At 57.8% G+C, this 24,123-nt stretch carries 18 protein-coding genes; all 18 read right to left on the bottom strand.

All coding sequences use genetic code 11. The features are described from left to right. Positions 1-41: 41 nt before the first annotated feature. Entirely contained in the window at positions 42-548 is a 507-nt protein-coding gene (locus ABD796_RS22965; protein WP_344912259.1) for an RpnC/YadD family protein, read from the bottom strand. 121 nt (positions 549-669) lie between these two features. After that, the gene (locus ABD796_RS22970) at positions 670-1,359 is read right to left on the bottom strand and encodes a response regulator transcription factor (protein ID WP_344912261.1); all 690 of its coding nucleotides are present in this window, start codon (positions 1,357-1,359) and stop codon (positions 670-672) included. Continuing rightward, complete coding sequence (locus tag ABD796_RS22975) at positions 1,356-2,867, bottom strand: sensor histidine kinase (RefSeq protein ID WP_344912263.1); 1,512 nt, start codon at positions 2,865-2,867, stop codon at positions 1,356-1,358. Before ABD796_RS22975 ends, ABD796_RS22970 begins: the two co-directional genes overlap by 4 nt. Positions 2,868-2,918: 51 nt before the next feature. Beyond that, positions 2,919-3,671, bottom strand: a complete 753-nt coding sequence (locus tag ABD796_RS22980) for an ABC transporter permease (protein ID WP_344912265.1) — start codon at positions 3,669-3,671, stop codon at positions 2,919-2,921. After that, positions 3,655-4,404, bottom strand: coding sequence for an ABC transporter ATP-binding protein (locus tag ABD796_RS22985; RefSeq protein ID WP_344912267.1), 750 nt, complete (start codon positions 4,402-4,404; stop codon positions 3,655-3,657). The genes ABD796_RS22980 and ABD796_RS22985 overlap by 17 nt, the downstream gene beginning before the upstream one ends. Before the next feature lie 153 nt (positions 4,405-4,557). Continuing rightward, positions 4,558-5,535: a hypothetical protein gene (locus tag ABD796_RS22990; protein WP_344912269.1), complete on the bottom strand. Its 978-nt coding sequence runs from the start codon at positions 5,533-5,535 to the stop codon at positions 4,558-4,560. A gap of 283 nt (positions 5,536-5,818) precedes the next feature. Next, positions 5,819-7,243, bottom strand: coding sequence for an MATE family efflux transporter (locus ABD796_RS22995; protein ID WP_344912271.1), 1,425 nt, complete (start codon positions 7,241-7,243; stop codon positions 5,819-5,821). Positions 7,244-7,357: 114 nt separating this feature from the next. Further along, positions 7,358-8,410, bottom strand: a complete 1,053-nt coding sequence (locus tag ABD796_RS23000; RefSeq protein ID WP_344912273.1) for a response regulator transcription factor — start codon at positions 8,408-8,410, stop codon at positions 7,358-7,360. Positions 8,411-8,431: 21 nt separating this feature from the next. Continuing rightward, on the bottom strand, positions 8,432-10,468 hold the full coding sequence (locus ABD796_RS23005) for an alginate lyase family protein (protein ID WP_344912275.1): 2,037 nt from the start codon (positions 10,466-10,468) through the stop codon (positions 8,432-8,434). 15 nt (positions 10,469-10,483) lie between these two features. After that, a complete protein-coding gene (locus ABD796_RS23010; protein ID WP_344912277.1) occupies positions 10,484-11,353 on the bottom strand; it encodes a carbohydrate ABC transporter permease in 870 nt (289 codons plus the stop codon). 17 nt (positions 11,354-11,370) lie between these two features. Next, positions 11,371-12,273, bottom strand: coding sequence for an ABC transporter permease (locus tag ABD796_RS23015; protein ID WP_344912279.1), 903 nt, complete (start codon positions 12,271-12,273; stop codon positions 11,371-11,373). A 93-nt stretch (positions 12,274-12,366) separates the two neighbouring features. After that, on the bottom strand, positions 12,367-13,965 hold the full coding sequence (locus ABD796_RS23020) for an extracellular solute-binding protein (RefSeq protein WP_344912281.1): 1,599 nt from the start codon (positions 13,963-13,965) through the stop codon (positions 12,367-12,369). 196 nt (positions 13,966-14,161) lie between these two features. Further along, on the bottom strand, positions 14,162-15,940 hold the full coding sequence (locus ABD796_RS23025) for a cache domain-containing sensor histidine kinase (RefSeq protein WP_344912283.1): 1,779 nt from the start codon (positions 15,938-15,940) through the stop codon (positions 14,162-14,164). Positions 15,941-16,116: 176 nt separating this feature from the next. After that, entirely contained in the window at positions 16,117-18,360 is a 2,244-nt protein-coding gene (locus ABD796_RS23030; protein WP_344912285.1) for a hypothetical protein, read from the bottom strand. Between the two features lie 56 nt (positions 18,361-18,416). Then, positions 18,417-20,711: an FAD-dependent oxidoreductase gene (locus ABD796_RS23035; protein WP_344912287.1), complete on the bottom strand. Its 2,295-nt coding sequence runs from the start codon at positions 20,709-20,711 to the stop codon at positions 18,417-18,419. Beyond that, positions 20,708-22,192, bottom strand: a complete 1,485-nt coding sequence (locus tag ABD796_RS23040; RefSeq protein WP_344912291.1) for an extracellular solute-binding protein — start codon at positions 22,190-22,192, stop codon at positions 20,708-20,710. The genes ABD796_RS23035 and ABD796_RS23040 overlap by 4 nt, the downstream gene beginning before the upstream one ends. Positions 22,193-22,222: 30 nt before the next feature. Then, positions 22,223-23,083, bottom strand: coding sequence for a carbohydrate ABC transporter permease (locus tag ABD796_RS23045; RefSeq protein ID WP_344912293.1), 861 nt, complete (start codon positions 23,081-23,083; stop codon positions 22,223-22,225). Beyond that, positions 23,077-24,036 (bottom strand): ABC transporter permease, encoded by a 960-nt coding sequence (locus tag ABD796_RS23050; protein ID WP_344912294.1) that lies wholly within the window; start codon positions 24,034-24,036, stop codon positions 23,077-23,079. The genes ABD796_RS23045 and ABD796_RS23050 overlap by 7 nt, the downstream gene beginning before the upstream one ends. Between the last annotated feature and the right edge of the window lie 87 nt (positions 24,037-24,123).

The raw sequence follows: 24,123 nt of genomic DNA on the forward strand, positions 1-24,123 counted from the left end.
TGGGTCGGTGCGATAGAGAGTACCGTACCGCCAATCTCCGTTCACTTTTCTTGCTGCCGCAGCTTGTCGATTTCCTGCTCCGATAGACCGGTCGCCTTCACGATCATCGATGTGTCCATGCCAAGACCGAGCATGCGCCGGGCTGCTTCTTGCAGTCCCTTCTCCAGGCCTTCTTGTATGCCCTTTTCCAGGCCTTCTTGAATACCCTTCTCCATACCCTTTACGATGCCTCTTTCGAAGCCCATCTCCAGCCCTTCCTGTTCCGCCTTGAAACGGAACTCGGCAAACAGCTTCTCTACGTTGGAAATCATCGCTTCAGCCTCCCTCGGCTCCGTAAATCGGTCGATCATTTCGCTGACTTTCCGGTTGTCCTCTTCCGTCAAGCCCCGTTTCGTCACCAGCTTGATCCATGTCTGGAAGATGGGAAACAGATCGGCCGGCAAACGCTCCAGTACCGCCGTCAACTGCTCCATCCGTTTCATGAACGAGTATACCGTATCTTCCTGCTCCAGCAAAAAGACAACCCCGATCAGATTGGACAGCTCCATCAGCTCTTGCTCATTATTCCCGATAAGGACATGGAGAAAACGGCTTGTTGGAAGAGGGGAACCAAGAAAGGAATAAGCCGGACGGAGTGTGTACATGGAGCAAAAGGAGTGCAGCCGCCGCTCACACGTTGAAGCGGTAGCCGACTCCCCAGATCGTTTCGATATACTGCGGCCGCGACGGATCGCTTTCGATTTTCTCGCGCAGCTTGCTGATGTGTACCGTAACCGTGGCAATGTCCCCCAGCGAATCGAAACCCCATATTTTCTGGAACAGCTCGTCTTTCGTGAACACCCGGTTCGGATGGACCAGCAAAAAGACCAGCAGATCATACTCCTTGGAGGTAAAAGCCACCTCGCTTTCGTTTACATACACCCGGCGAGAGAGCTTGTCGATACGAATACCGCGGATGCGAAGCTCGTCCGCCTTTCGTTCGCCGCTGCCGACGAGCCGTTCATAACGGGCCAGGTGCGCCTTGACCCGGGCTACAAGCTCGCCGAGCCCGAACGGCTTAATGATATAATCGTCAGCGCCGAAGCCGAGTCCGCGAATTTTATCCACTTCCTCCTTCTTGGCCGATACGATCAAGATCGGTATATTCGACGCTTCCCGCACTTGCCGGCAGATGGCGAAGCCGTCCGTTTTGGGCAGCATCAGATCGAGTATGATCAGATCGTATTCGCCGCCTAGCGCCATTTCCAGTCCGACGTCCCCGCTAGCCGCGATGTCTGCGGCGAAGCCGCCCGCCTCCAGGTAATCCCGCTGCACTTCCGCTATTACCGGATCGTCCTCGATAATCAGCACACTTTTCATATCCCGTCCACCTTCCGTTCCGATTGCGTCAGCGGCAGCGCGAAGCCGACGGTCGTTCCCTCTCCGACGACGCTTTCCGCCCATATACGCCCGCCGTGCTCCTCGACGATTTGCTTAACGATGGCCAAGCCGAGCCCGCTGCCGCCGCCGCTGTCGGTCCTGGACGGATCGGCCCGGTAGAACCGCTCGAAAATATGCGGCAGCGCATCCGCCTCGATCCCGCTACCGTTGTCGCTCACGCGAACGACCGCTTCGCCTCCCGACACCGCCAACGCGAAGGCGAGACGCCGCGGCGATTTGTCGGCATATTTCATGCTGTTGTCGACGATATTCTGTATGACGCGGTGCAGCTTCTCGCGATCCCCCTGCACGTAGACGCGCTCCAGTCCCTCCGTCTCCAAGGTCACCACCCGATCGCCGCCTCCGGGCTGGAGCTTCAGCTCCTCCACATGCTCGCTCAAATAGCCGACCAGCTCCAGCTTCTCGAAATGAAACGGAACCCGCTTCAAATCCAGCTTGGAGAACAGAAACAACTCGTCGATCTGCCGGTCCATGTCCGTCGCTTTGCGGTAAATCATCCGCATGTATTTGTCGCGCTTCTCGGCAGAATCGGCGATGCCGTCGAGCACGCCCTCCACGCAGCCTTTGATCGCCGTGATCGGTGTCTTCAGATCGTGCGATATGTTGGACAGCAGCTCTTTGCGGTTTTCCTCATACTGCAGTTGCAGACCGATCGACTGTTTCAAACGGATACGCATCTCTTCGAACGCCCCGCCCAGCTCGGCAAACTCGTCTTTGCGGCCTGGAAGCTTCAGCTCGTGGTCGAGGTTGCCATCCTTGATCCGCTCGGCAGCCTGCTTGAGCGCATAAAGCGGCTTGATAAAGCTGCGGGAGACGACAAAGGTGAGTACCCCGTTCGTCAGCACAAGGATCAGCAGCAGTGTCCCCGCCGCCAGCGGCAGCACTTTCGGCAGCAGCGCGGAGAATGGACTCATATCCGTAAGCAGGTAGACGCTCGTGCGGCTTCCGTCGGGGTACGAGCCTTCCATCCGCTCCACCGCGTAGCTGCGCTCGCCGGTCCGCAGGGACAGACCGCTCTCTCCTTTGCCGAACTTTCGCTTCCCGTGAATCATCGGCAGCTCGTTCGTGTCCACGTCGCTCACATAGGAAGACACGAACGTCGGAACTCCATCCTTCATCACGACAAGGCCGGCTTTCAGCCCGTCCAGCCGTTCATCCATTTCGCGCAAAAAAACCGGATCGGCCAGCTTGGCGGGTTCGTATTGGAGCATAAAGCGAATGCCCGCAAACAAGGTCTCCATCCGCCCTGTAACTTCATGAATGGAGGCACCGTCCGGCTTGGTTGTGCCGTATCCGTAATCTCCCCCCTTATCGCGAAAGTTCTGCTCAAACAAGCCGTACAGCAGCATGCCGCACAAAATGACCAGGACAGCCGGTATGAATACCATGCCGAAATTGGAAAGCAGCAGTTTTTTGCGAATCGACATCGGGTTATCTCCTGTCCGGTAAAAGTGGCGGCAAGCTTGTCAGCGGATGCCTCAGAAGCTTTTTTTCTCGAACATATACCAGCCTGCCGTATAGCTTATTATACAACTGGCGAGCAGGAAAACGAATACTTGCAGCAGTTTGCCGGCCGCAGCCGCTTCCCCGATCCACAACGTATGCCAATCGGTATAAGACAAGAACGACCATATGGCCGAAGCCGGGAAAAAGAACGGCAGCAGCTTCGCCCCCACGTACAGAAACACGCAAAGCGCCAGCGTGCCGACGCCGCTGCGCAGCCATTGCGCGACGAACGACGCAGCCGTACCGACAGCGGCCATGGCGACGAAGGCGGCCGCATAGGCGATCAGCGAATCTCCCAGCGCGGCGATTGTTGCGCGCGGAGCCGTTGCAAGCCCTGCCGCCACCGATACGAGCCATACGGCCGCCAGCAGCAGCGCCAAGTAAACGAACATCGCCAGCACCTTTGAAGCAAACGCCCTGGCTCTTGATACCGGGCGCAGCAGCACAAGCTTGATCGTGCGGTCGGCGTACTCGCCCGAGAACGATTCGGCTGCGGCCATGAACAAAAACAGCGGCAGCCAGACGGCCGTAAACAGACTGAGCATCAACTGCGGATAGTCCCGGCCGAGCGCGCTTCCGACGCCGTTCGGCAAATTGCCGAGCAGCAGCGCGGACAAAACCGGCACAAGCACGGTCAGCACGACGGCCAGCTTCGTCTTCGTCTGACGCAGCAGCTTGACCGTCTCATTATGCGTGGCGGCGTACAAACTATACAGACCGGTCATCGCGAATACCCTCCTGTTCCTTCGCTTTGCGGATTTCAGACAAATACGCCTGCTCCAGACGAACGCCGGACGTCAGCTCCCCGATCGATCCTTCGCGAACGAGCGCTCCGCCGTACATAAGGCCGATGCGGCTGCACAGCCGCTCCATCTCGTCCAGCATATGACTGGAGATCAGGAATGTCGTGCCGCGATGGGCCGCCAGGTTCACGATCAGCTCGCGCAGTTCGACGGTTCCCTCGATATCCAGCCCGTTCGCAGGTTCGTCCAGAATGATCAGCTCCGGATCATGAAGCAAAGTCATGGCGAGCGCAAGCCTCTGCTTCATTCCCAAGGAATACCCTCCCGCCTTCTCGCGCGCATATCGGGCAAGCCCGACCAATTCCAGCACTTCATCGATACGCGACGGCTTCAAGCCGGGATACAGTCGCGCCGACAGTTTCAAATTATCGTAACCGCTCATATATTCGTAGGCATCGGCGGCTTCGACCATACAGCCGACCCTGCGCATGGCCGGCTCGAACCGTTCGCGGATATCGTCGCCGAACAGCAGCACTTCTCCGCTGTCGGCCCGGCCGAGCCCGGTTGCAAGCTTGAGCACCGTCGTTTTGCCGGAGCCGTTCGGCCCGCACAAGCCATAAATATCGCCGCGCCGCACTTCCAGATTGACATTGCGGACGCCGCGCCCGTTGCGATACCGTTTATTCAATTGCCGTACCTGCAGGACAGCCTCCATATCCGTTCTCTCCTTTCGCTCAAGCTTTTCCGTCCCGCCGCATCCGCGAGAGGCGCTTTTCCGTCCGATGGCCGCAAGCGCCGCCGAATGGTCCGGCATCCTCTCCGAAGCGAACAGCGGGTGAATCCCGGCCCTTCTGTTTACATGCTTTGCTTACGGCTGCGCCGGTCCTCTGAAACGCCCATGGTCGGACTTGGTACTGACGGCCTCCACCGATTTTCCGGTTAAGTCAATCGAGTCCGCCTTCGTAGCATTCACCCCGTTCAGGTCGATCTGCGCCTGAATGACGACAGTATGATCCTTGTCGGTTTCGTCTTTGCCCGCAATGCGGATTTCCAAAGATTGCTGTCCGATGTAATTGCCGGCATCGATTGTCGCGTCGAGCTTGATGCCGTCAATGCGGACGTCGCGGGTCAGCTTCGGCAGCTCGGGGACCGTCTTTGCGTCGAATAACGGTTTTTCGGCGGCTTCGTCAATTCCCTTCTGACCTTTGCCGCGGCGGGCGTCAATGCCTTCATGACTCTTGGTTTCCGCGGCACTCGAGGCATGGCTGATCAGCAGCGAACCGATCGCTTGTACCGCAACCGGCACCTGACTGCCGCTCAGAGCGAGCGATACTTGCTTGCTGCCGTCGTCCCGGCTTTCCAGCGTCACGCGATCTTTCAAATTGCCGACCAGCGCGTCGAACACCCGCTCTACGCCTTCGACCATAGCCGGATCGGGCGTTCGCTGCGCATGGTCGCTCCAGCCTCGCCCGTCTTCGCCGTTCTTGTCACCGCCGCGTTCGGAAACGCGGTACGTCTCGCTGTCGCTCGATTTCCAGACCGTTTTGCCATCCTGCAAGTACACGTCAAGCCCTTGCGAGGCTCCTCCTGCGTTCAGCGCAAGCTTGGCGCTGAGAGCGCCGCCGTCCTTCTTAAACGCCGCTTGCGTATCGGCCAGCTTCGTTCCGTTGTCGACAATCGCGAGCCGCACGTCACCGGCTACGCTTTCGACCGTCTTCATTTGTTTGGCCGCCGATTTCCAGGTGTCGTACCCGGACACGCCCGCCATGGCGGATAAGCCGCTTGCTGCAAGCATGATAGCGCCTGCGCCGAGCCCGGCTCCCATCACGATCCATTTTTTCCTCATTGGTATTCCTCCTTTGAAATGCTCCTATCGGTCCTGCAACTCTATCTTAGCCCGGAGGTCTAAAACCCGAATAAACGAAATCTAAAAAAAGTATAAAAGCGGACCGGCTTCATCCAATCAGGCTCCTGCTTCGGTAGGTACGGGGAGTAATCAAATAAGTAGCTAACCTCCCCGGGCGCTCCGCTCCGCGCGAAATCGACGGCAACTTCCACAACCGCCTCCTGCGGGCAAGGACGACAAAAAAGCCGCATAGAGGGGACTCATGCGGCCTGCTATTTTCTTGCTATAACGCCTCGTTCCCCGCGGGGGCGGCGGCAGTCGGCTGAATTTGCGGTGTATTGGGCTCGACCAGCCGTTTCGCTTCCCACTTCCGGCTGCGCCAGCGGAAAAACATAATGATCGCCCGCAGCCATTCGTCGGCAGCGATCGCCAGCCATACACCAACCAGCCCCATGTTCAGCTGGAACACGAGCAAATAGCCGAGCGGCAAACTCATGCATACCATGGACAGAACGCCCATATACACCGGGAACGTCGCATCGCCGGAGGCACGGAGCGAGTTGATGACGACCATATTGCACGTGCGGCCCGTCTCCAGCAAAATACTGAGCACAATAACTTGCGAGCCGAGCCGGATGATATCCGCATTGTCGGTAAACAAACTCATCAGCGGGACGCGAAACCCAATGATGACCGCATCGACCACCACCGTAATCGACAGCGCCCACAGCACGCTCTTCCATACCCGGCGGTAAGCGTCGTCCGGCCTCCCCGCCCCGACCAGACGCCCGGTCATGATAGACGTGCCGATGCCGACGGCGGCGCTGAACAAATAGATGTACATCGAGATGTTCGAGGCGTACTGCTTCGACGCCAGCGCGGTCGCTCCGAGAAACGTCGTATAGAACACGAACACGAGCTGGCAAGTTTGGTACATCACCTGCTCGAATGCGGACGGGATGCCGATTTTCAAAATTTTGCGGACCAAGTGCATAGGCAGGCGCCAATAATCCCGCCATCCGACCCGCACCTCCATCAGCCGGCGCATCATCCAGACGAGCAGGATCAAGCAGACCACCTTGCTGGCCACTGTAGAGATCGCCGCCCCCATCACGCCAAGCGCGGGAAAGCCCCAGTGCCCGAAAATGAGCGCATAGTTGGCGATCACGTGGGCGAGGTTCATGCCGAACGCCACGAACATGACTTCCTTCGTAAACCCGTACGTGCGAATGATGGCCGCCATAATGTTGATAAGCGCCTGCACGAGGATGCCCCCGCCTACGATCAGCAAGTACGTGTCCGCATACGCCAATATATCGCCCTGCAGGTTCATCATCTTCAGCATCGCATGGCTGAGCAGCACGAACAGCAGGCTCATGGCGGCGCCGATCAGCCCGTTCAGTACGATCGATACGGCGGTTACCTTCGCCGCCTCGTACAGCTGACGCGAGCCAATATATTGGGCCAGCACGATGGCTGCCCCGTTGCCGATCACTTCCAGCACGAGAATCGCAATCGATACAATATGGTTGGCGGCTCCGACAGCCGATACGGCATCGTCCGATACGCGGCTGAGCATAAAGGTGTCGACGCTGCCCATGAGCATAAACAGCAAAATTTCCAAAAAAATCGGCCACGTCAGCCGAAACAGCCTTATATCTTGGACTGCGGCGGGAGCGGGCGCTTCCGAATGTGCAAGTTCTTTCACGATGTCACCTTTCCTCGCGCGATCAGTCTATCGCGCCCTTCGCCTTCTGTGCTCGGCCTTACGGCATCTGATGCGATTGCCCTGTCTCCAACGGCTTCATGACTCGGTGTTGATCTACACCAATTCGGCCAGCTTGCGGTATTCCACTGGGGAAACCCCGTGAACTTTTTTGAAAACCCGCGAGAAATGAGCGTATTCCTCGTAGCCGACTTGCAACGATATCGTATACAGCTTGGCAGCCGGATCGCCCATCAAGCGGATCGCTTGCTTCAGCCGATATGCGGTCAGATACACGATAAAGTTGGTCCCTGTCTCCTCCTTGAACGTCCGGCTCAAATAAAAGGCCGAGATGCCCAACTCGTCGGCGACGTCCTGCAGCTTCAGGTCGAACCGGGAGTAATGCTTCTCCATATAGTCGATCGCCCGCTTCGCGATCAGACTGGCCGCCCAATTGCGCCGCGAGGCCAGATCGTCGATCAGCGCGAACAGCTCGTTTTTCAGCAGACGAACGTTCTGTTCCCCGTCTTCGCCGAAGGTAGTCCGGCTTCCTCCGTCACGTCCGTTCCATTCCTTGCGCTGCTGACGCTCTTCCTCGAGCAGTTCGGCGAACGATTCGCAAATTTCCTTAACCCTCATATGCTCCTGAAGCTTCGGCAGCGATTGGCGGTAGAACGCGTCCACCTCGCTTGCCACCTTATCCCGGTCAAACTGCAGCATAGCCTCGATTATGGTCCGCGCCCTTCTCTTCTCGTACCGCAGCCACTCGATATGCTCGCTGACGAACCGGTCCGCCTTCCGAAGGCGGGACTGGATGCGCTGAAGCGTCTGAATCAGCTCGTCGGCGTCGATCGGCTTCAGCAAATAGTCGGATACGCCGAAGCGCATCGCTCTTTTTGCATAATCGAATTCATCATAGCCCGAGAGGATGACGACTTCCGCCTGCCGTTCGTTCTTCTGCATTTCCTCGATGAAAGTCAAGCCATCCATTACCGGCATGCGAATGTCGGTGATGACGATATCCGGCCGCAGCTGCTCCAGCATAGCCAATGCAGCCTGACCGTCCTTTGCTTCCCCGGCGATCCGGAAAGCTCCTGCCGTTTCGGATTCGATTACCTTTCGCAAACTGAGCCGAATGACCTTCTCATCTTCCACGATCATCACTTTCATGGGTCCCGGTCCCCTTCCTTGCTACTGGTGTAGGATAGTCCAGGCGAAAGACTGCTCTTCACCGTTCCAGGTTACTTCATGACGCTCGCCGCCGATCCGGACCACGCAACGGATCGAACCGGCTTCCTCGACCACGAGGGGGGCGTCGGCATCCGGCGCTTCTTCGCCGGCTCCGTATGGAAGCAGCAACGTCGCGTACAGACGCTCCTTCTTCGTCCGCGTCGAGTCGCGCAGACAGATCCGGGTGGACGGCCGATACGCGTCCTGATAATCCGATACTTTCCCCGGCAGCAATTCCCCGACGACGTTGTCCGTCATGCGCAGCAGCAGATTGGTCATCCCCGGATCGTCGGTGCGCGCCGAGCGGCGGTCCGTGTCCAATACGACGCGGGTCGAGTCGAGATGGTAAAACAGCTGTACCGTGTAGATTGGGTCGACGGCAGCGACCGCATCCAGCACGAGCACGTAACGGTCCGCAACCATGGCGACGAGCCGACGGTGAACGACCGGCTCGTAATTGGCGTGGACAGCCTGAACCGCCGTCGCTCCTGCCGTTTCGAATACGCGCTCGATCTTCCCTTCCTTCTGCGGCCCGTATTTCCAAGAGGAAATAAAGTCAAACGGCTCGCGGTTATTGATCGTCAGCGTATTATGCCAGGTCGCGGACTTGAACAGCCGCCGGTCCTCGTCCTCCCGGTAGCAGTAACGTCCCGGATCGACGACAAGCGGCCGACCGAGCGCCGTAAAATCAAAGCTCATCAAATCCATATGGCGGTGGGCATATTCGAATGGCGAGCCGCAAGCGAAAAACAGGCTGAGCGCATCCTTCTTCCAGGACGAACGCATCATGACCTGGTGCAGCTCCGTCTGCCGGCCCGTAAGCGGCAGCGCATCCGCACGCGCGCCCGCAAAGCCGGCGTCGATGTCGTCCAACAGCCGCTGCGGATCGGCACCCTCCCATAGTACGTTCGAATGCTTCAGCGCGGCGTTGCGCATCTTCTCCGGTCCTACGAGCTCGCGGCATACTTCCATCCACTCCTTGCTCTCCACCGCCGAATAAGCGTCCAGCAGCGCCACGACGATATAGTGATCCGCATCGGAGTCGCCCCACGGCACGCCGGTGCCCGTCGGCCTCATGCTGTACAGCGAATAGTCGATTGCTTTGGCAATCCGGTCCGTATAGGTCGCCGGAAAAACATGTCCTTGCCGTCTGGCCACCTCCAGTGTCTGCGAGAACAGGCTGACGCACAGATTGTGGTAATGCGGACAGCCTTCGACCTGACCACCGCTCGGCGTGAGCTGCGCCTCGGAGCAGCGCTCCAGCTCGCGAATCGCAAACGCCGACCATTCGGCCGATTTGCAGAACTCGGGAAACAAGCCGCTCAAATACAACAAACCCAAACTTTCCATAATATAATGATTGCTTGAAGCGTGAGGCCACAGGATGGGGCAAGCTTCGGCCAACAGCTCGCCGTGCTGGAATACGGACACCGCAATTTGCTCCAGCTCGCGCGGCGTCATCAGCCCGATCAGCCCCTCAATCGTTACCGCCCACGAGCCGAACATGCGAATGCCCGACGACAAGGCGTTCCATGGAAAAATGCCGCGGTAAATTCGAATCGTCTCTTCGGGATCATGCACCGGAATTTCCGGCCTCTCGCATGTCTCGACCCAGTGAACGACTTCCTGCAGCACTTTGCGCCCGTACCGCTCGTCGCCGGTCAACCAATAGGCATACACAAGCGTTCTCCAATGAGGCATACGGTTCAAGCAAACGACATATTCCGCATCGAACAGCGGATCGGCGTACCAATCCGGCGGGTTGCCGACAAAGTAAGGCTCGTTGTTCGTGGCGGGCAAAATAAGCCGGCCCTCCAGCGCCTGATCGGCGGCGGCGATCGTCTTCTCGGCGACCTCGGGAAACTCGCGGCGAATGTAGGCGGCCCGTTCACTGAACGAAAAGCCTCTTCGTTCCTGCTCCGCCTCTAGCCGAGCGCGCACCGTTTCGTAGAAGCGCTCGGGCGATACCGGAACCTGCAAAACATCCTTCAGCAGCATCGTACCACTCTCCCTCTATTCTTTCAATGAGCCAAGCATGGCGCCCTGAACAAAATATTTTTGTAAAAATGGGTAAACTAGCAAAATCGGCAGCGTCACGAACAGCGTAATGCCCGCCTTGACCATCTCCGGCGTCTGCAGCACCAGATCGAAGCCTTGCCCGCCGAGCGCCCCGTCCGTCGTATCGACGACCAAGCTGCGGAGAACAATTTGCAGCGGAGCCATCGTCTTGTCGCGAATGTAGATCATCGCGCCGAAATACGAATTCCACTGGCCCACCGCGTGAAACAAAGCGATCGTTGCAAGCACCGGCTTAGACAGCGGAATAACCATGCGGGTGAAAATACCGTACTCGGTGCAGCCGTCCAGCTTGGCGGAATCGTACAGCTCCGAGGAAATGCCTTGAAAGAATGTTTTCATAATAAGTACGTAGTAAGCTCCGGTTACGCCGGGAATCATAAGCGCCCACAGCGTATTCTCCATCCCGAGCGCCCGTACGGTCAAATACCCGGGAATAAGCGGAATCGAGAAAACGAAGGTGACCACGATGGCCCGCAACAGGAAAGTCCGGCCCTTCATCGTGGAGCGGGACAGCGGGTAGGCGGTCATGGAGCTGACGATCAGGCATAAAATCGTGCCGACCACCGTGATATAGATCGTAACCCCGAACGACTTCCACAGCGACTTTAGCTGCAAAATCTGTTTGTAAACGTCAAGGTTGATACCCTTGGGCCAAAAATAAATTTTACGGGCCAGCACGTACGACCCGTCGCTTAGCGAAATGGCGAGCAAATGGATAAGCGGGGCAATCATCGTCAAGCTGATGGCGACCAGGACCAGGCCCAGCACTGTCTGGGCCAATCTGTCGCGTCTGTATGCCGGCATCGCGGTTCTCCTCCTTGTCAGTAAATGCTTTCGCCGGTCGTGCGCTTGCTAAGTTGATTCAGAGAGACGACAAGCACAAGACCGATCACGGACTTGAACAAGCCGATGGCCGTGGAATAGCTGAATTGCGAGCCCAATAACCCGATTCGGTATACATACGTGTCGATCACTTCGCCCGTATCGAAATTGAGCGGATTGAGGAACACGAGAATTTGCTCGACATTGGCGTCCAGAACGGAGCCGATCCGCAGCAGGAACAGCACGACGATCGCCGGCATGATTGCCGGGATGGAGATGGACCACATCTGCCGCCAGCGCCCTGCCCCGTCCACCATCGCGGCCTCGTACAAGTTCGGATTGACGCCGGCCAGCGCAGCCAGGTAAATAATCATTCCCCAGCCTACTTCCTTCCAAATGCCCGATACGATGACAATGCTCTTGAAGTAGCGCGATTCGCTCAGGAAATCAATCTCGGCCATGCCGAACAAGCCGCCCAGCAGCTGGTTCAGGAAGCCGTTCGGCTCCAGCAGGTTGATGAAAATGCTGCCTACAATAATCCAGGACAAAAAGTGAGGCAAATACAACACCGTTTGCACCGACCGCTTCAACCACATGCTGCGCAGCTCATTCAGGAGCAGGGCCAGCAGGAGCGGCGCGGGAAAGCCGAACAGCACCGATAAAAAGCTAAGCAAAATCGTATTGCCCAAAATATTGTAAAATTCCTCGTAGGTGATCATATTCAGAAAATGCGTCAGCCCGACCCACGGACTGTCCATAATGCCAAGGAACAAGCTGTAATTTTTGAAAGCGATAATATTGCCGAGCATCGGCACGTATTTGAAGATCAAAAAGTACAGTACGCCGGGGAGCACGATGACCCATAGCGCCACCCCGTCCCGTTTCAGCCATCGATTTAACATGAGGCGCCCTCCCATTTGTTGGCGAAGCCGGCCCGGTCACCCGGCCGGCTTCGAAGATGTCCTTGTTTTGTAGCGGAGCCCCTTGCCGTTCCTTTATTTCCCGTAGAACGATTTATGCCATTCCGTCGCTTCCTTGATCAGCTGGTCTCCGCCGCGCTTCTTCCACTCGGAGACGAAGTTGTCGAACGCCGTATCGACCGATTCTTTGCCAGTCAGCGCCTTGGCGAACATATCCATAAACAGCGTGCCTGTCGTCGTCGCCGCTTGCAGCTCCGGCTTCTGGGTCATCAGACCGAGCGTAGGCAGATTGGCCGTATCGTCCTTGACCGCACTCTTCTTCGCCTTGGCAAACGCGTCCTGCACCGTCGCTCCCACGGGAGACAGCGCGAGCACTTCGGGGTCTTCGTAGCCGACGCCGCGAGCATTCAGAAGAAGTTGGAAAATTTGGTTTTCGTTGTCTTTCAAACCAGGCAGCGGCTTCGGCACGCCGTCGAACGTGACCTTCCCGTCCACCTTCTTGTAGTTGACATTCTCGATGCCGTAGTGGAAAAAGTCTGCGGCTTGCTTGTTCGTATAGGCCCATTCGAAGTACTTAACGATTTCTTCCGGATTTTTCACCTTGCTCGGAATGACGTTGACGTAGTAGATGCCGAGCTTCTGCCCTCTCAGGAAGCTGTCCCCGTTCGGACCGACCGGCGCAGGCGCGACGCCGAGAATGCTCGTATCCGTCGGCTCCTTCGTAAACGCGCTGTTCCAGGATTGATAGTTGCCGGCATCATGAAGCCAAGCGGCCGCTTTGTTGGACCGGATCAACGCATCCCAGTCGCCTGCTTTGTTGGTGAACATGTTCTTGTTCACGTAGCCTTTGTCGTACAGCATTTTCCAGAACGTGACTGCATCTTTCATCTTCGGCGTAATCATCGAAGGTACGAACTGACTATCCTGCATCGTCCACATGTTCGGATGGACCCCGAACGAGCCGAAGAACAAGTCGCTGTAGCTCATCTGCTCGCGGAAGGCGAAGCCGACCTCGTCCTTGACACCGTCCCCGTTCATGTCGTTGTTCTTCACGTATTCAAAAAACTTCACCCAGTCGTCGATCGTCTTCGGCTCGCTCATGCCCGCCTTGGCGAGCCAGTCTTTGCGGTAATAGATGACGCGCGTGTCCGGATTCGGCCACATCGCCGGGATCGCGTAAATTTTGCCGTTCTTGGACACCATCGGGCTTTTCCAGACACTTTCCGGAATCGCCTTTTTCAAATTCGGCGCGTACTTGTCGATCAAAGGGGTAAGATCGAGGAACGCCCCCTGCTCGACGGCGCCGGCGTGCACCGTGGCGTTAATATCGGTCGTCCGAATGACGTCCGGCAAGTCGGCCGCCGCGAAGCGGATCGCCAGCTGCTTGTTCGTCTCCTCGCCCCCAGGCAAAAACTCGAAGCTCAGATCGTAACCGGACAGCTTCTTCAACTCTTTGACATACTCGTTATCCTTCGTCTGGCTGACCGAGAAAAAATCTTTGATCGTCGGGTTTACGAGCAAAAAGCTGATTTTGTGCGCAGCGGCCGGTTTCCCGCCATCCCCGGCAGCGCTTCCATTTTTCGCGGGCTCGCTTTTGCTCCCACAGCCGGCCAAAACGACGGCAGGCAATACGGCGGCAAGCACCAACGCAGATACGGTTTGTTTCACTTTCATCGTTCATCCTCCCCCGTTCTCATGTCTAGGATGTCGCACGTACGGAACCGGTCATTCCTTGCCAGGCAAGGATTTGCCGATTCGATCATGCTGCGGCCTGCCGAAAAGCAACCGCTTTCTTTGCTACAGTTTCATTATAGAGAGCGGAACTTATTGCCGATATGATGATTTTTGCCGAACTTGATCTATTTTGCCGTCATTCCTTCGCGGTCATCATGACTGGCAGCGTCAAGCGAATGGCGCAGCCCCGCCCCTCGCAAGGCACCACCTGCAAGCCATACCCTTCGCCGAACAGCAGGCGCACCCGGCGATGCACATTCCACATGCCGACACCCGGGAGATACGGCTGCGACTCGGTCAGCACGGACGCGGACAGCGCGAAGGCATCGTTCAGCCGCTCCCTCTTGACCTTATCCATTCCGATCCCGTAGTCGCGGATGAGCAGCTCGAAGCCGCCTTCCGTCCGGCGTCCGCTGAGGCAGATGGCGCCCAGCTCCAGGCCGTGACGCTCGTAGCCGTGCAGCACCGCATTTTCCACCAGAGGCTGGAGCGCAAGCCTTACGCAGGCGACGGAGCGGGCCGCCTCCACATCGATATCGAAGCGCGCCTCGAAGGAATCGCTTCGGGCCTGCATGATGTTGCAGTACCAGCGCACATGCTCCAACTCCTCGTAGAGCGTGACGATCGGCTCGTTGTTGTTCACGCTGTAGCGAAACATTTTGGACAGCGAAAGCGCCATCTTGCTGATCGGCTTCACCCCCTCCAAAATCGCGTACGAGTTGATAAACTCCAGTGTGTTGTACAGAAAGTGCGGATTGATCTGCGATTGCATCGCCTGGATCATCGTCTCCCGCTGTCGCTCGTGCAGCTCGCGCTCCTTGGCGTTGGAGGTGTTAAGCTCGTCGATCAATTCGCGGATGCGGCCGAGCATCCGGTTGAAGCTTCCGTTCAGCCGGCCCAGCTCGTCCTTGCTTCGCTCGGGCGCCCTCACGAGCATGTCTCCGGTCTCCGCCCGCCCCATCAGCTTCTGCAAATGAGAGATACGCCGCGTCAACAAGTAAGCGAACCCGCCCAATATCATCAGCGTCAGCACGACGATGCAGACCATCACGATAAGGGAGAGCGTCTGCATATCCCTCAACTGCCCGTACAGCGACTTGAGCGGCACCTCGTAGACGAGCTGCCAGTCCGTATAGTCGTTGTGCAGCCGGATGGTGAGCTTCCGCCCTTCCGGTGTCTCCTCGATCCGTTCGCTCGCCTCGCCGATCGGCTCTTGTTCCGTTGTCAACGACGGGCTTTTCGTGCCGATCTTTTTCCGGTCGGGGTGGTAAATGTACGTGCCGTCCTGGTCGATGATGGACAAAAACGCGGATTCGCGCAGCAGCGTGTTGCTGCTGATGGCGTCGATCGATGACAAGTCCAGATAAAGCACGATCATATTATTCGTATTGCGGTATACATAGTCGCTATAATAGCGGTAATAGGCAAAGAAGGGCTTGCCGTCCTGATCGACCCAGATGCCGGCGACGCCGTAGGTGCGGTCGGGCTTATGCTGGCGGAGCGCCCGGTCGTATACTCCGTTGGCATTGCTGGCGAATATTTTCGAGGAGTAGTGAATCGTTTTGCTGGCGATGAAATCGATGCTCCAGATATCGCCGCGCCGGTAAAGCGAGCCCTGGGATACTTCGTTCTCGATCTGGTTCGTTAACCGGTAATAGTCGAAATCGTTCGGCGACTGCAAGCCCATAAACTCCCGGACGGAAGGGAGGACCAACAGCGGGGCCGTGTCCTTCTCCAAATCGCGAAAATACGTGTCGATATACCCCCCGGTCTGCTTAACCAGCACCTTGCCGTAGTCGGCAGCCGTCCGCTCGATCTCAGCCGAGAAGCTGTTCATCCATATATAGAGCACAATAAAAAAGGGCATGCACAAAAAGACGATAAGCACCATCAGCAGCTTGAACCGCAGCGACATAATCCTTCCTCCGTAACAAGGGTGGACGATAATAGTGATCCAATCATATCACATTTTGTCGAAATTCGTTTCTCTCTTCTGGGGCCTTCGTTATTCCTATACGTGCGTACAACAAAAAGAGCCGCGTCATCATTGCGGCTTTTTTGCTCCGGGCTTACTCTGTATAAGGTGTTCCGTCAGCGCGGACACGCTGGCTTCTTGTAACGAATCATGCAGCCGTATTGTTCGCCGGAAGCCACGTACAGCATCTCGTCTTGCTGCGCATGCGCCAAGCAGGAGATGTAGTGGATGCTTGCCCATTCCGTGTCGAGAGCGTACAGCTCGGGATTGTCCTTGATTACCCGGGGCCGTCCCCAGTCGACAAAGCCGCTTGCGCGCGAATAATGAAATACGTGCCCGGCATCCCGATAACCGCCGTAAATGCCCAGCACGGCCTCGTCTCCGTAACGGATCATATTTCGCAGCGGTCCGGCGGAAAACAGTCTGCCATAGCTAGTCTTCCGTCCAAGATCGGGCGACAGCGTGAAGAGCAGACCATCCTGCGTTCCCGCCACGACCGTTCCGTCCCCAAGGACGGCTCCGCCCGAAACGGTCGCCCGGAAAGCTCGCCCCCGGATGGAAGGCGCTTTGACCGCAAGCTTCTCCCCGCAGCCGCGCTCCATATCGTACACGAGCAATTCGTCGTCGCGGCCGGACAGTAAAATGCGCTTGTCGTCCAGTACAACGATATGCGAACCCGCTTCGGTCCGTACACGCACATGCTCGAGCGGCTGCGGCCGGATGCCGTCCAAGCCGCAAACGTACAAGCCCCCTTCGCGGTCGCTCGCCAACCACCGTTCTTCACCAAGGCTTCCGTGAAGCCGGGCAAGCGAAACTCCCGCCCGCTCCGTCAAGATCGGCCGGCCCTGTCCCGCCGCGTAATCGACCAGCAGCATGCAGCCGTCCGACGTCAGCACAACCGTCCGACCGCCGACATCGGCGCACGAAACCGGACCGCCCCCATCGTAAAGGACGGCAATCTGCAAACGCTTCTCGTCCGTGCAGCCGAATACCGTCAAGCGGGTTTCCTTTCCTCCGCCGATGGCGAACACCTGGCCGTTGCGCAGATGCAGATGGGCGACCGCCGTTTCGCTCCAGTCCATAAAGCGGTGAAGCGGCAGCGTACGAACGGTCTCGGCCGCGATGTGCATATACGCCGCTTCGCCTACGCCGTTCCAGTCCGGCTCGGCATAAGGCTCGATATGCGCCTTCGGCGCGTCCGGTCCCGGCGGCTGCAGCTTTCCCGCGTCGACCGCGAGAATATACGGGGAATGTTCGCCGCACACATCGACCATGTGCAGCCAGCCGTTGCAGTCGAAGAGCATTTCGCAAATGTACTGGGACGCTTTGCCCCCAGGGGAGACGAGCCCGAGATTTTCCGGCTTTCCTCCGTTCAAGACGTCCCACCGGACGAGTCGGATCGGCAAATTCGCGTCATACGTTTTCAAACCGTAGTACAAAACGAATCGTTCGTCCGCAGCCAGTCCCCCGATCAAATACATGTTCTGCGGCTTGTCGCCGGGAAGATGAATCGGTCCGTGACGTGTCGCCTCGAGCGTGTCCGGATGAAGCTCGATCAGTTCCCCGTCCGTATTGTCGACCAACAACAGCGTGTTGCGGGGAGAGTTCAGCGCAAAAATGAACTGCCTCCGGTATTTCGTTCCGTTCGGGGATTCGAAGCTTATTTTCAAATCTTCGATCCGGTCCGCCACGGGATCGTACCGCCACAATCCTCCCGTGTACGAGCTTCCGTACAGCCGGCCCCGTTCGTCCTTCGCCAGCCGGCAGGAAGAGAATTCGGACACTTTTCCGTAATCCCGCACTTCGTTCGTCTCCAGATCGAGCCTATAAAAATGACCTCTCATGTAGCCCAGAAAGTAGTAATAGCGCGGGTCGTTTCCGAGCATGCCACCGTATATGCTTTCGCGCGGCACCGGAATCCCCCGCGTTCGCACGTCTCCCGTATCGGGGTCGACGATCATGACGATCGAGCCGGGATATCCTTCCCACGGATGCTCGTAATGCTGCTCGTACATCCACTGCTTGTGTCCGGGGGCCGGGGCTGTGTTATGCGTCGCCATGATCAGCTTGCCGTCCGGCAAAAAGTCGATGCTCGTATGGATCTTGCTGGGAGGCATCTGCTCTGCGTCGACGATCCAGACGCGGGCCACATCGAAGATGAGGCGAAGGTCGCCCGTATCCGGGTCATATTCGTACAGCAAAGCGGTCAGCGGCTTTTCGTTTTCCCCGCACACGCTAATAAAATACCGGTTATCCGGCGAGCGCCGAAAATCCCATACCGCATTATGTCCTTTGTCGTTCGGCAGCTGAACGAACCGCGTGAAGAGCTCCGGAATGGCCGCGAGCAAGTTGTGTTCCATTCCACCTTATCCCCCTTGATCCAGACGCCATCCATGGCCTATGGCAATCGCCGCCTTCAATCGGCGTAACAGCGTATTTCGTATATTGCCGCGGACGGATCGCCGTTCGTCGCGTGAACCGTTACGCGCAGCCGGTCCGCAAACACCGGTTCTCCCGGAACAATCGTTCCTCTGCGCTGATAATGGCCGCGCAGCGCCCCGAGTTCCCTCCATCGTCCGCCGATGAACGCCTCCGCCGTCATGTCCTTCGGGCATTGAGGGTCGCGGTACAACGCCGGATAATGCCGATAATCGCGAAGCAAATGGCCCGGGAACGTCAGCTCGAGCCTTCCGATCGCCACCGGCTGCGCCCACGACAGCTCCAGCCATTGCGGCAGCGGCTCCGACGGGTCCGAGCGCCATACATTCGGGTACCGGTGCGGACGGGTGACGCCGCTCGTCACGCTGCTGCCGCCGAAACAGCACTGCGCCGGTTCCACGCGGAAGCTCATCGTCTCCCCGTGGCCGAAGCGGCGCATTTGCCCGTTCCCCATGTCGAAAGCGCTAATATGGCCCGGCACGACGGCGGCCGCCGTCAGCCAGCGAACATGCGGGTTGGCGAGCAAATCGAGCCGGACGTAGCTTCCCCGAAGCCGGGATACGTCCAGTGCGACCGGCCACTCCGCCCAATGCCCGCTTCCCGGCTTCACCTCCAAAAACGCGGTCGCGAGCGGCTCTCCCGGTTCGCTGCGGTAGTCCCACAGGTGTCTTACAGCGTATAGGCGCGCTTCGACCCGCTGCACGTCGGTCGCCTCGTTATCGAGGCATACCGCCAGCCGGTCGATCCGATCCGCGCCTACGGCCAGCCATTGTCCTTGGCGGCTGTCCAACGTACGGCCCGACGACGTGCTTCCCTCCCCGGGAGGACGCGGCTCAGCGGCTGCGAGCTTCGCTTCGCTGCTGACGCGGATCGCAGCCGAGCGGGCCTGGTCGCGTTCGTCCTCGTTCACGACGTTCGGCAGAAAGCAGCCGTCCCGCAGCAGCGCCTGCTGCACCACGCGCACCGGCGCCTCCCGGACGGACAAGCCGACGCTTAGCGCCAAGGCGGCGGCCGTACCGGCAGCCTGCCCCATGAGCGCCGTCGTGCCCATGACGCGCACCGTACCGAGCGCCGTATGCGTGACGCTGACGTTGCGCCCGGCCATGAGCAAATTGTCCATCGACCTCGCGATCAAAATACGCAGCGGAATGCCGTAAGGCCCCACATAACTTTTCGCCGCATAGGCGCTGTCATGGCCTTCGGCAGCCGCCCTTTCGCTGAACGGCGCCAGCAAGCCGCCGGGTTCGTGCAGATCGACGAACCAGCCTCCGTATGCGATCTCGTCGGGAAATACGGTGCGCTGCAGCGGATCGTGCTCGGTCATCAGATAGTCGCCCATGATCCGGCGGCTTTCCCGCTTCCCCGGCACTTGCCCGATCCAATCGAGCGCATACGTCGCCGCCTCGTCCATGAGCCGCGAATCGCGGTTTTTGATCCAGTCCCACACGCCGAGCACGTGACGGGTCAGTTCGTGCCGCAGCGTTTCGTTATCGTAGATCGTATGCCACGGCACGGACAATTCGATCCACCAAAATCCGCTGCGCGGATCGCCGGGCCAGCGGCCCTGCTTGTAAAAAAAATCGGGATTGTCGTATCGGACCGCCCAATCCGGCGCGGTAAAAGGGACCGGTCGCCCCGTGTCCTTCGCCTTGAAATGAATCGAGCTGCCCATCACCGCATCGCTCGCTCGTTCCGGAGCATGCGGCTCTCCGTGCTCATCCCGGCTTTCCGTACCCATGCGCCATTCGCAGCCGGCAAGCGCGGCTACAATGCCATCGCCGGTGCAGTCGATAAACGTGCGCCCGCGGATCGTCAACACGGTTTCGGCGTTGCCGACGCGAACGATGACCGCTTCGATCGTTTTCTTATCCAGCATAAGCACTTCCGTCACGGCGGAGTTCAGCCGAAATGTCAAGTTCGGCGTCTTCACCGCCATATCGTACTGCACGAGATCCCATACGCTGTTGATATAGCCGTTGTCGAACGTCGGCTCTTCGTGGTTGCGGGCCCGCTCCTCGATCAGCAGCTCCGAGATGATTCCGGTTTCCCTCGCGTAGGCGTGGAAGCTCGCCGCCCCTTGCGGAGGAACGCGAATTTCCGAAGAGCTGTTGCCTCCGAACACCGGGCGGTCCTGCACCAAGCAGACGGTGGCCCCGTGCCGAGCCGCGGCGACGGCGGCGGAGAAGCCCGCCAGCCCTCCGCCGCAAACGACGATATCGTACCTTTCTTCCGTGCGCCGATATCCGGTCGAACCGGTTTCCGGGGCGCTCATTTCAAATACCCTAGCTCTTTGAGCGTCTTCTCCGCCTCCCGGGTCCGTGCCGTCACATTGAATTTCGTATTCAGCGTCTCGACGTATTGGTCCCAGTCCGCAAGTGGCCTTTTGTCGTACATAAACTTGACGAGCTCCTCGTATTCGTACCGGTTGTCGGCTATCGTTCCTTCGGGAATCGGCACGAATTGCGTGTACACCTGAATGCGCGGCTGCTTCAGCGCAAATTCGATGTAAGCGTCCTGACCGGCGAATTTGTTTTTCAAATATTCCATCTCCGAGCGGCCCGTAAGCTGCATTTGCCAAGCGTATCCGAGATCGGCCATCGCCGGAAGGGCGACGAATTTGCCGTTCTCGATGTTGTAGTGCTTGCCCTCGATGCCGTAATTGACGATCATTTGGCCTTTGCCCGGATCGGTAATGTAGTTAAGAAACTCCAATATTTTATTCAATTTATTCGGCTGCTTCTCGAGCGACTTGGACAGCGCGATCATCGTCTGGGTTTGCCCGACGTCCCACATGCCCTGATATTTGCCTCCGGGACCGGTCAACGCATCCAATTGAATCCATTCGGCGTTCGGATTGATGTCCTTCCACACTTTGACCTTGGCCTCCACGCTCATCGAAGGCCAGTTCGAGTAAATGACGCCGGCTTGCCCTTTGAACACTTTATCCGACGGATTCTGGTTCGTAATAATTTCCGGGTCCACGACGCCGGATTTGATCAGATCGGCGATATAGGCGACCGCCGCTTTCATCGCCGGATCGGTTGTCGAGTAGACCGCTTTGTTGTCCCGGACCATCCAGTTGCCGGGATTGGCTACGCCGAACGCCGAGAAGATGCCGCTGAACGCGGGAGTATCCGCGCCCGTCAGACCGAACGTATCCTTCTTGCCATTGCCGTCCGGGTCCCGCTCCGTGAAGGCGAGCAGTACGTTTCTGAACTCCTCGACCGTCTTTGGCGGCTGCAGGTTCAGCTTTTTCAGCCAATCGGCGCGGATCCAATACGTATACATCGGAATCGACGGACGTTTATCCAACGCGTACAGTTTTCCGCCATACTTGCCCTTGTTCAGATCGCTTTCGGCATAGGCCTTTTTGACGTTGGGCATTTGATTCAAATACGGTCCGATATCGAGCAGCAAATTTTGGTCCGCAAACTGTTTGATTTGTCCCTTGTCGACGGTAAACACGTCGGGCGGCGTGCCGCCGGTTATTTTCGCGGTCAACACTTGACTGTATTCCGTGCTGTTAATATTGAAATCCATGTCCATGTTCAACTCTTTGTTCAATTGCAGCAAAATCGGGTCTTTGTCTTTCGGCGGATTGCCGCCGCCTCCGGCGATAAATACGGTAAATTTCACCGGCCCGGCGTTCGCGCCCGGCTCGGCCCCTCCCGCGCCTTTTCCATTGCAGCCCGCAAGCGTCACTCCGGCGCAGGCGACCAGCGCGATCGCGCTTCTTTTCCAACTGCCCTTCATCCGACATGCCCCCTTCGCATCATCGCGATTTTACCCTTTGATCGAACCGAGCAAAACTCCTTTAGTAAAATGCTTCTGGATGAACGGGTAAACGACGACGATCGGCAGCGCGGTCAATACAACCGCCGCCATCTGCAGCGATATCGTCGGCAGCGTCTCCTCAATGTTCATCTCCGGCGATTGCCCCGCACGCAGGATTCCCTGCAGCATGACTTGCAAAGGGTGTAATCTCCGATCGCTCACATAAAGGATCGCCGCAAAAAATTCGTTCCAATGGCCGACCGCGTAAAATAGCCCGATCGTCGCCATGATCGGCATGGAAAGCGGCAGCACGATTCTGACAAGGACGCCTACTTCCCCGGCGCCATCGATGCGGGCGGCTTCGTCGAGACTTTCCGGCAAATTTTCGAAAAACGATTTCATGACCAGCAGGTTGAACGATCCGACCGCGCCGGGAACGATCATCGCCCACACCGTATCGAGCAGCCCCGTCGCCTTGACGATCAGGTACGTCGGAATCATGCCGCCTCCGAACAACGTCGTAAAGACGATCAGCAGCAAAAAGACGTTGCGGCCGGGCAAAACCTTTTTGGACAGCGGATAAGCCATAAGCGAAGTGAGCACAAGATTGACAAACGTTCCGACGACGGTAATGAACACGGTTACGGCGTATGCGTTGCCGATCAGATCGTCTTTCAGAAACGCTTTATATGCCGCCAGGGTGACGTTCCGCGGAATGACGAGAAACCCGCCGTGCTTCAGCACCTCGCTGTATGGAGTAAGAGAAACGCTGATCACGTACAGCAGCGGAAAGACGATGCTGACGACAAGTCCTGCGAGCAGAGCGTAGACGAGGGTCAAGTACAGCCGTTCTTTGCGGAAGGCTACCATATCGATCCCTCCCACCGTTTCGCCAGCCGGTTGGCGCCTACAATGAGCACGATGCCGATAAGCGTTTTGAACAAACCTACCGCCGTCGCGAGACTGAAGTTCATCTCCACGAGACCGACGCGGAACACCCAGGTGTCGATAATATCGGCAACCGGATATACGTGAACGTTGTACATGATGTAAATTTGCTCGAATCCGGCATCCAGCACGTGTCCGAGCCGAAGCACGAGCAGCAGCATGATGACGCTGCGGATGCCGGGCAGCGTGATGTGCCAGATCATGCGCAGCCTCCCCGCCCCGTCGCAGCGGGCCGCTTCGTACAGCGACGGATCGATGCCGGCTATCGCCGCCAAATAAATGATGGCGCTCCAGCCGACGTTTTGCCAAATGCCGGAGGCGACGAGAATGCTGCGGAACCAGTCCGTCGAAGTAAGGAACGGAACCGCTTCTCCGGTGATCGACTTGATCCATTGGTTCAGCAGCCCGTCCGTTTGCGATAACAGCGCGGTTACCAGACCGTAGATGATGACCATGGACAAGAAGTGCGGCAAGTAGCTGACCGTCTGCACGAACCGTTTGTACCATTCGTGCCGCACCTCGTTCAGCAGAACCGCCAGCAGGATCCCGGGCGGCATGCCCCAGACGAGTTTGTACAAGCTGATGAGCAGCGTATTCCGCAGCGTTTGCCAAGCATACGGCGAATCGAAAAACGCTTTGAAATATTTGTACCACGGATCGGCCCACGGGCTGCCGAATATGCCTTTGATTACGTTGTAATCCTTGAACGCGATAACCGCGCCGTACATCGGCGCATACACGTAAATGGCATAATAGACGAATCCCGGAAGCAGCATCAAGTACAGCGCACGGTACCTCCATATAACGTCCCGCCGTTTCCGGCGCACCTCCGGAGGCCGATGTGCGGCAGCCGCGGCCCTATGCGTTTCGGTCATTCCTTGCATCCCCCCAGTATGAATCGCCGCTCTATCCATGATTATAGAAGGGGGACCTCCAGAAAAATATACAGCGCTTACACGAAA

Origin of the sequence: Paenibacillus hodogayensis, from assembly GCF_039536325.1 — a bacterium.
Taxonomy (GTDB): domain Bacteria; phylum Bacillota; class Bacilli; order Paenibacillales; family NBRC-103111; genus Paenibacillus_AB; species Paenibacillus_AB hodogayensis.

Bases quoted from the DNA above. Each gene is read 5' to 3' on its own strand.
- ABD796_RS22965 (WP_344912259.1), bottom strand. From the start codon at position 548: ATGGAGCTGTCCAATCTGATCGGGGTTGTCTTTTTGCTGGAGCAGGAA.
- ABD796_RS22970 (WP_344912261.1), bottom strand. From the start codon at position 1,359: ATGAAAAGTGTGCTGATTATCGAGGACGATCCGGTAATAGCGGAAGTG.
- ABD796_RS22975 (WP_344912263.1), bottom strand. From the start codon at position 2,867: ATGTCGATTCGCAAAAAACTGCTGCTTTCCAATTTCGGCATGGTATTC.
- ABD796_RS22980 (WP_344912265.1), bottom strand. From the start codon at position 3,671: ATGACCGGTCTGTATAGTTTGTACGCCGCCACGCATAATGAGACGGTC.
- ABD796_RS22985 (WP_344912267.1), bottom strand. From the start codon at position 4,404: ATGGAGGCTGTCCTGCAGGTACGGCAATTGAATAAACGGTATCGCAAC.
- ABD796_RS22990 (WP_344912269.1), bottom strand. From the start codon at position 5,535: ATGAGGAAAAAATGGATCGTGATGGGAGCCGGGCTCGGCGCAGGCGCT.
- ABD796_RS23000 (WP_344912273.1), bottom strand. From the start codon at position 8,410: ATGAAAGTGATGATCGTGGAAGATGAGAAGGTCATTCGGCTCAGTTTG.
- ABD796_RS23005 (WP_344912275.1), bottom strand. From the start codon at position 10,468: ATGCTGCTGAAGGATGTTTTGCAGGTTCCGGTATCGCCCGAGCGCTTC.
- ABD796_RS23010 (WP_344912277.1), bottom strand. From the start codon at position 11,353: ATGCCGGCATACAGACGCGACAGATTGGCCCAGACAGTGCTGGGCCTG.
- ABD796_RS23015 (WP_344912279.1), bottom strand. From the start codon at position 12,273: ATGTTAAATCGATGGCTGAAACGGGACGGGGTGGCGCTATGGGTCATC.
- ABD796_RS23020 (WP_344912281.1), bottom strand. From the start codon at position 13,965: ATGAAAGTGAAACAAACCGTATCTGCGTTGGTGCTTGCCGCCGTATTG.
- ABD796_RS23025 (WP_344912283.1), bottom strand. From the start codon at position 15,940: ATGTCGCTGCGGTTCAAGCTGCTGATGGTGCTTATCGTCTTTTTGTGC.
- ABD796_RS23030 (WP_344912285.1), bottom strand. From the start codon at position 18,360: ATGGAACACAACTTGCTCGCGGCCATTCCGGAGCTCTTCACGCGGTTC.
- ABD796_RS23035 (WP_344912287.1), bottom strand. From the start codon at position 20,711: ATGAGCGCCCCGGAAACCGGTTCGACCGGATATCGGCGCACGGAAGAA.
- ABD796_RS23040 (WP_344912291.1), bottom strand. From the start codon at position 22,192: ATGAAGGGCAGTTGGAAAAGAAGCGCGATCGCGCTGGTCGCCTGCGCC.
- ABD796_RS23045 (WP_344912293.1), bottom strand. From the start codon at position 23,083: ATGGTAGCCTTCCGCAAAGAACGGCTGTACTTGACCCTCGTCTACGCT.
- ABD796_RS23050 (WP_344912294.1), bottom strand. From the start codon at position 24,036: ATGACCGAAACGCATAGGGCCGCGGCTGCCGCACATCGGCCTCCGGAG.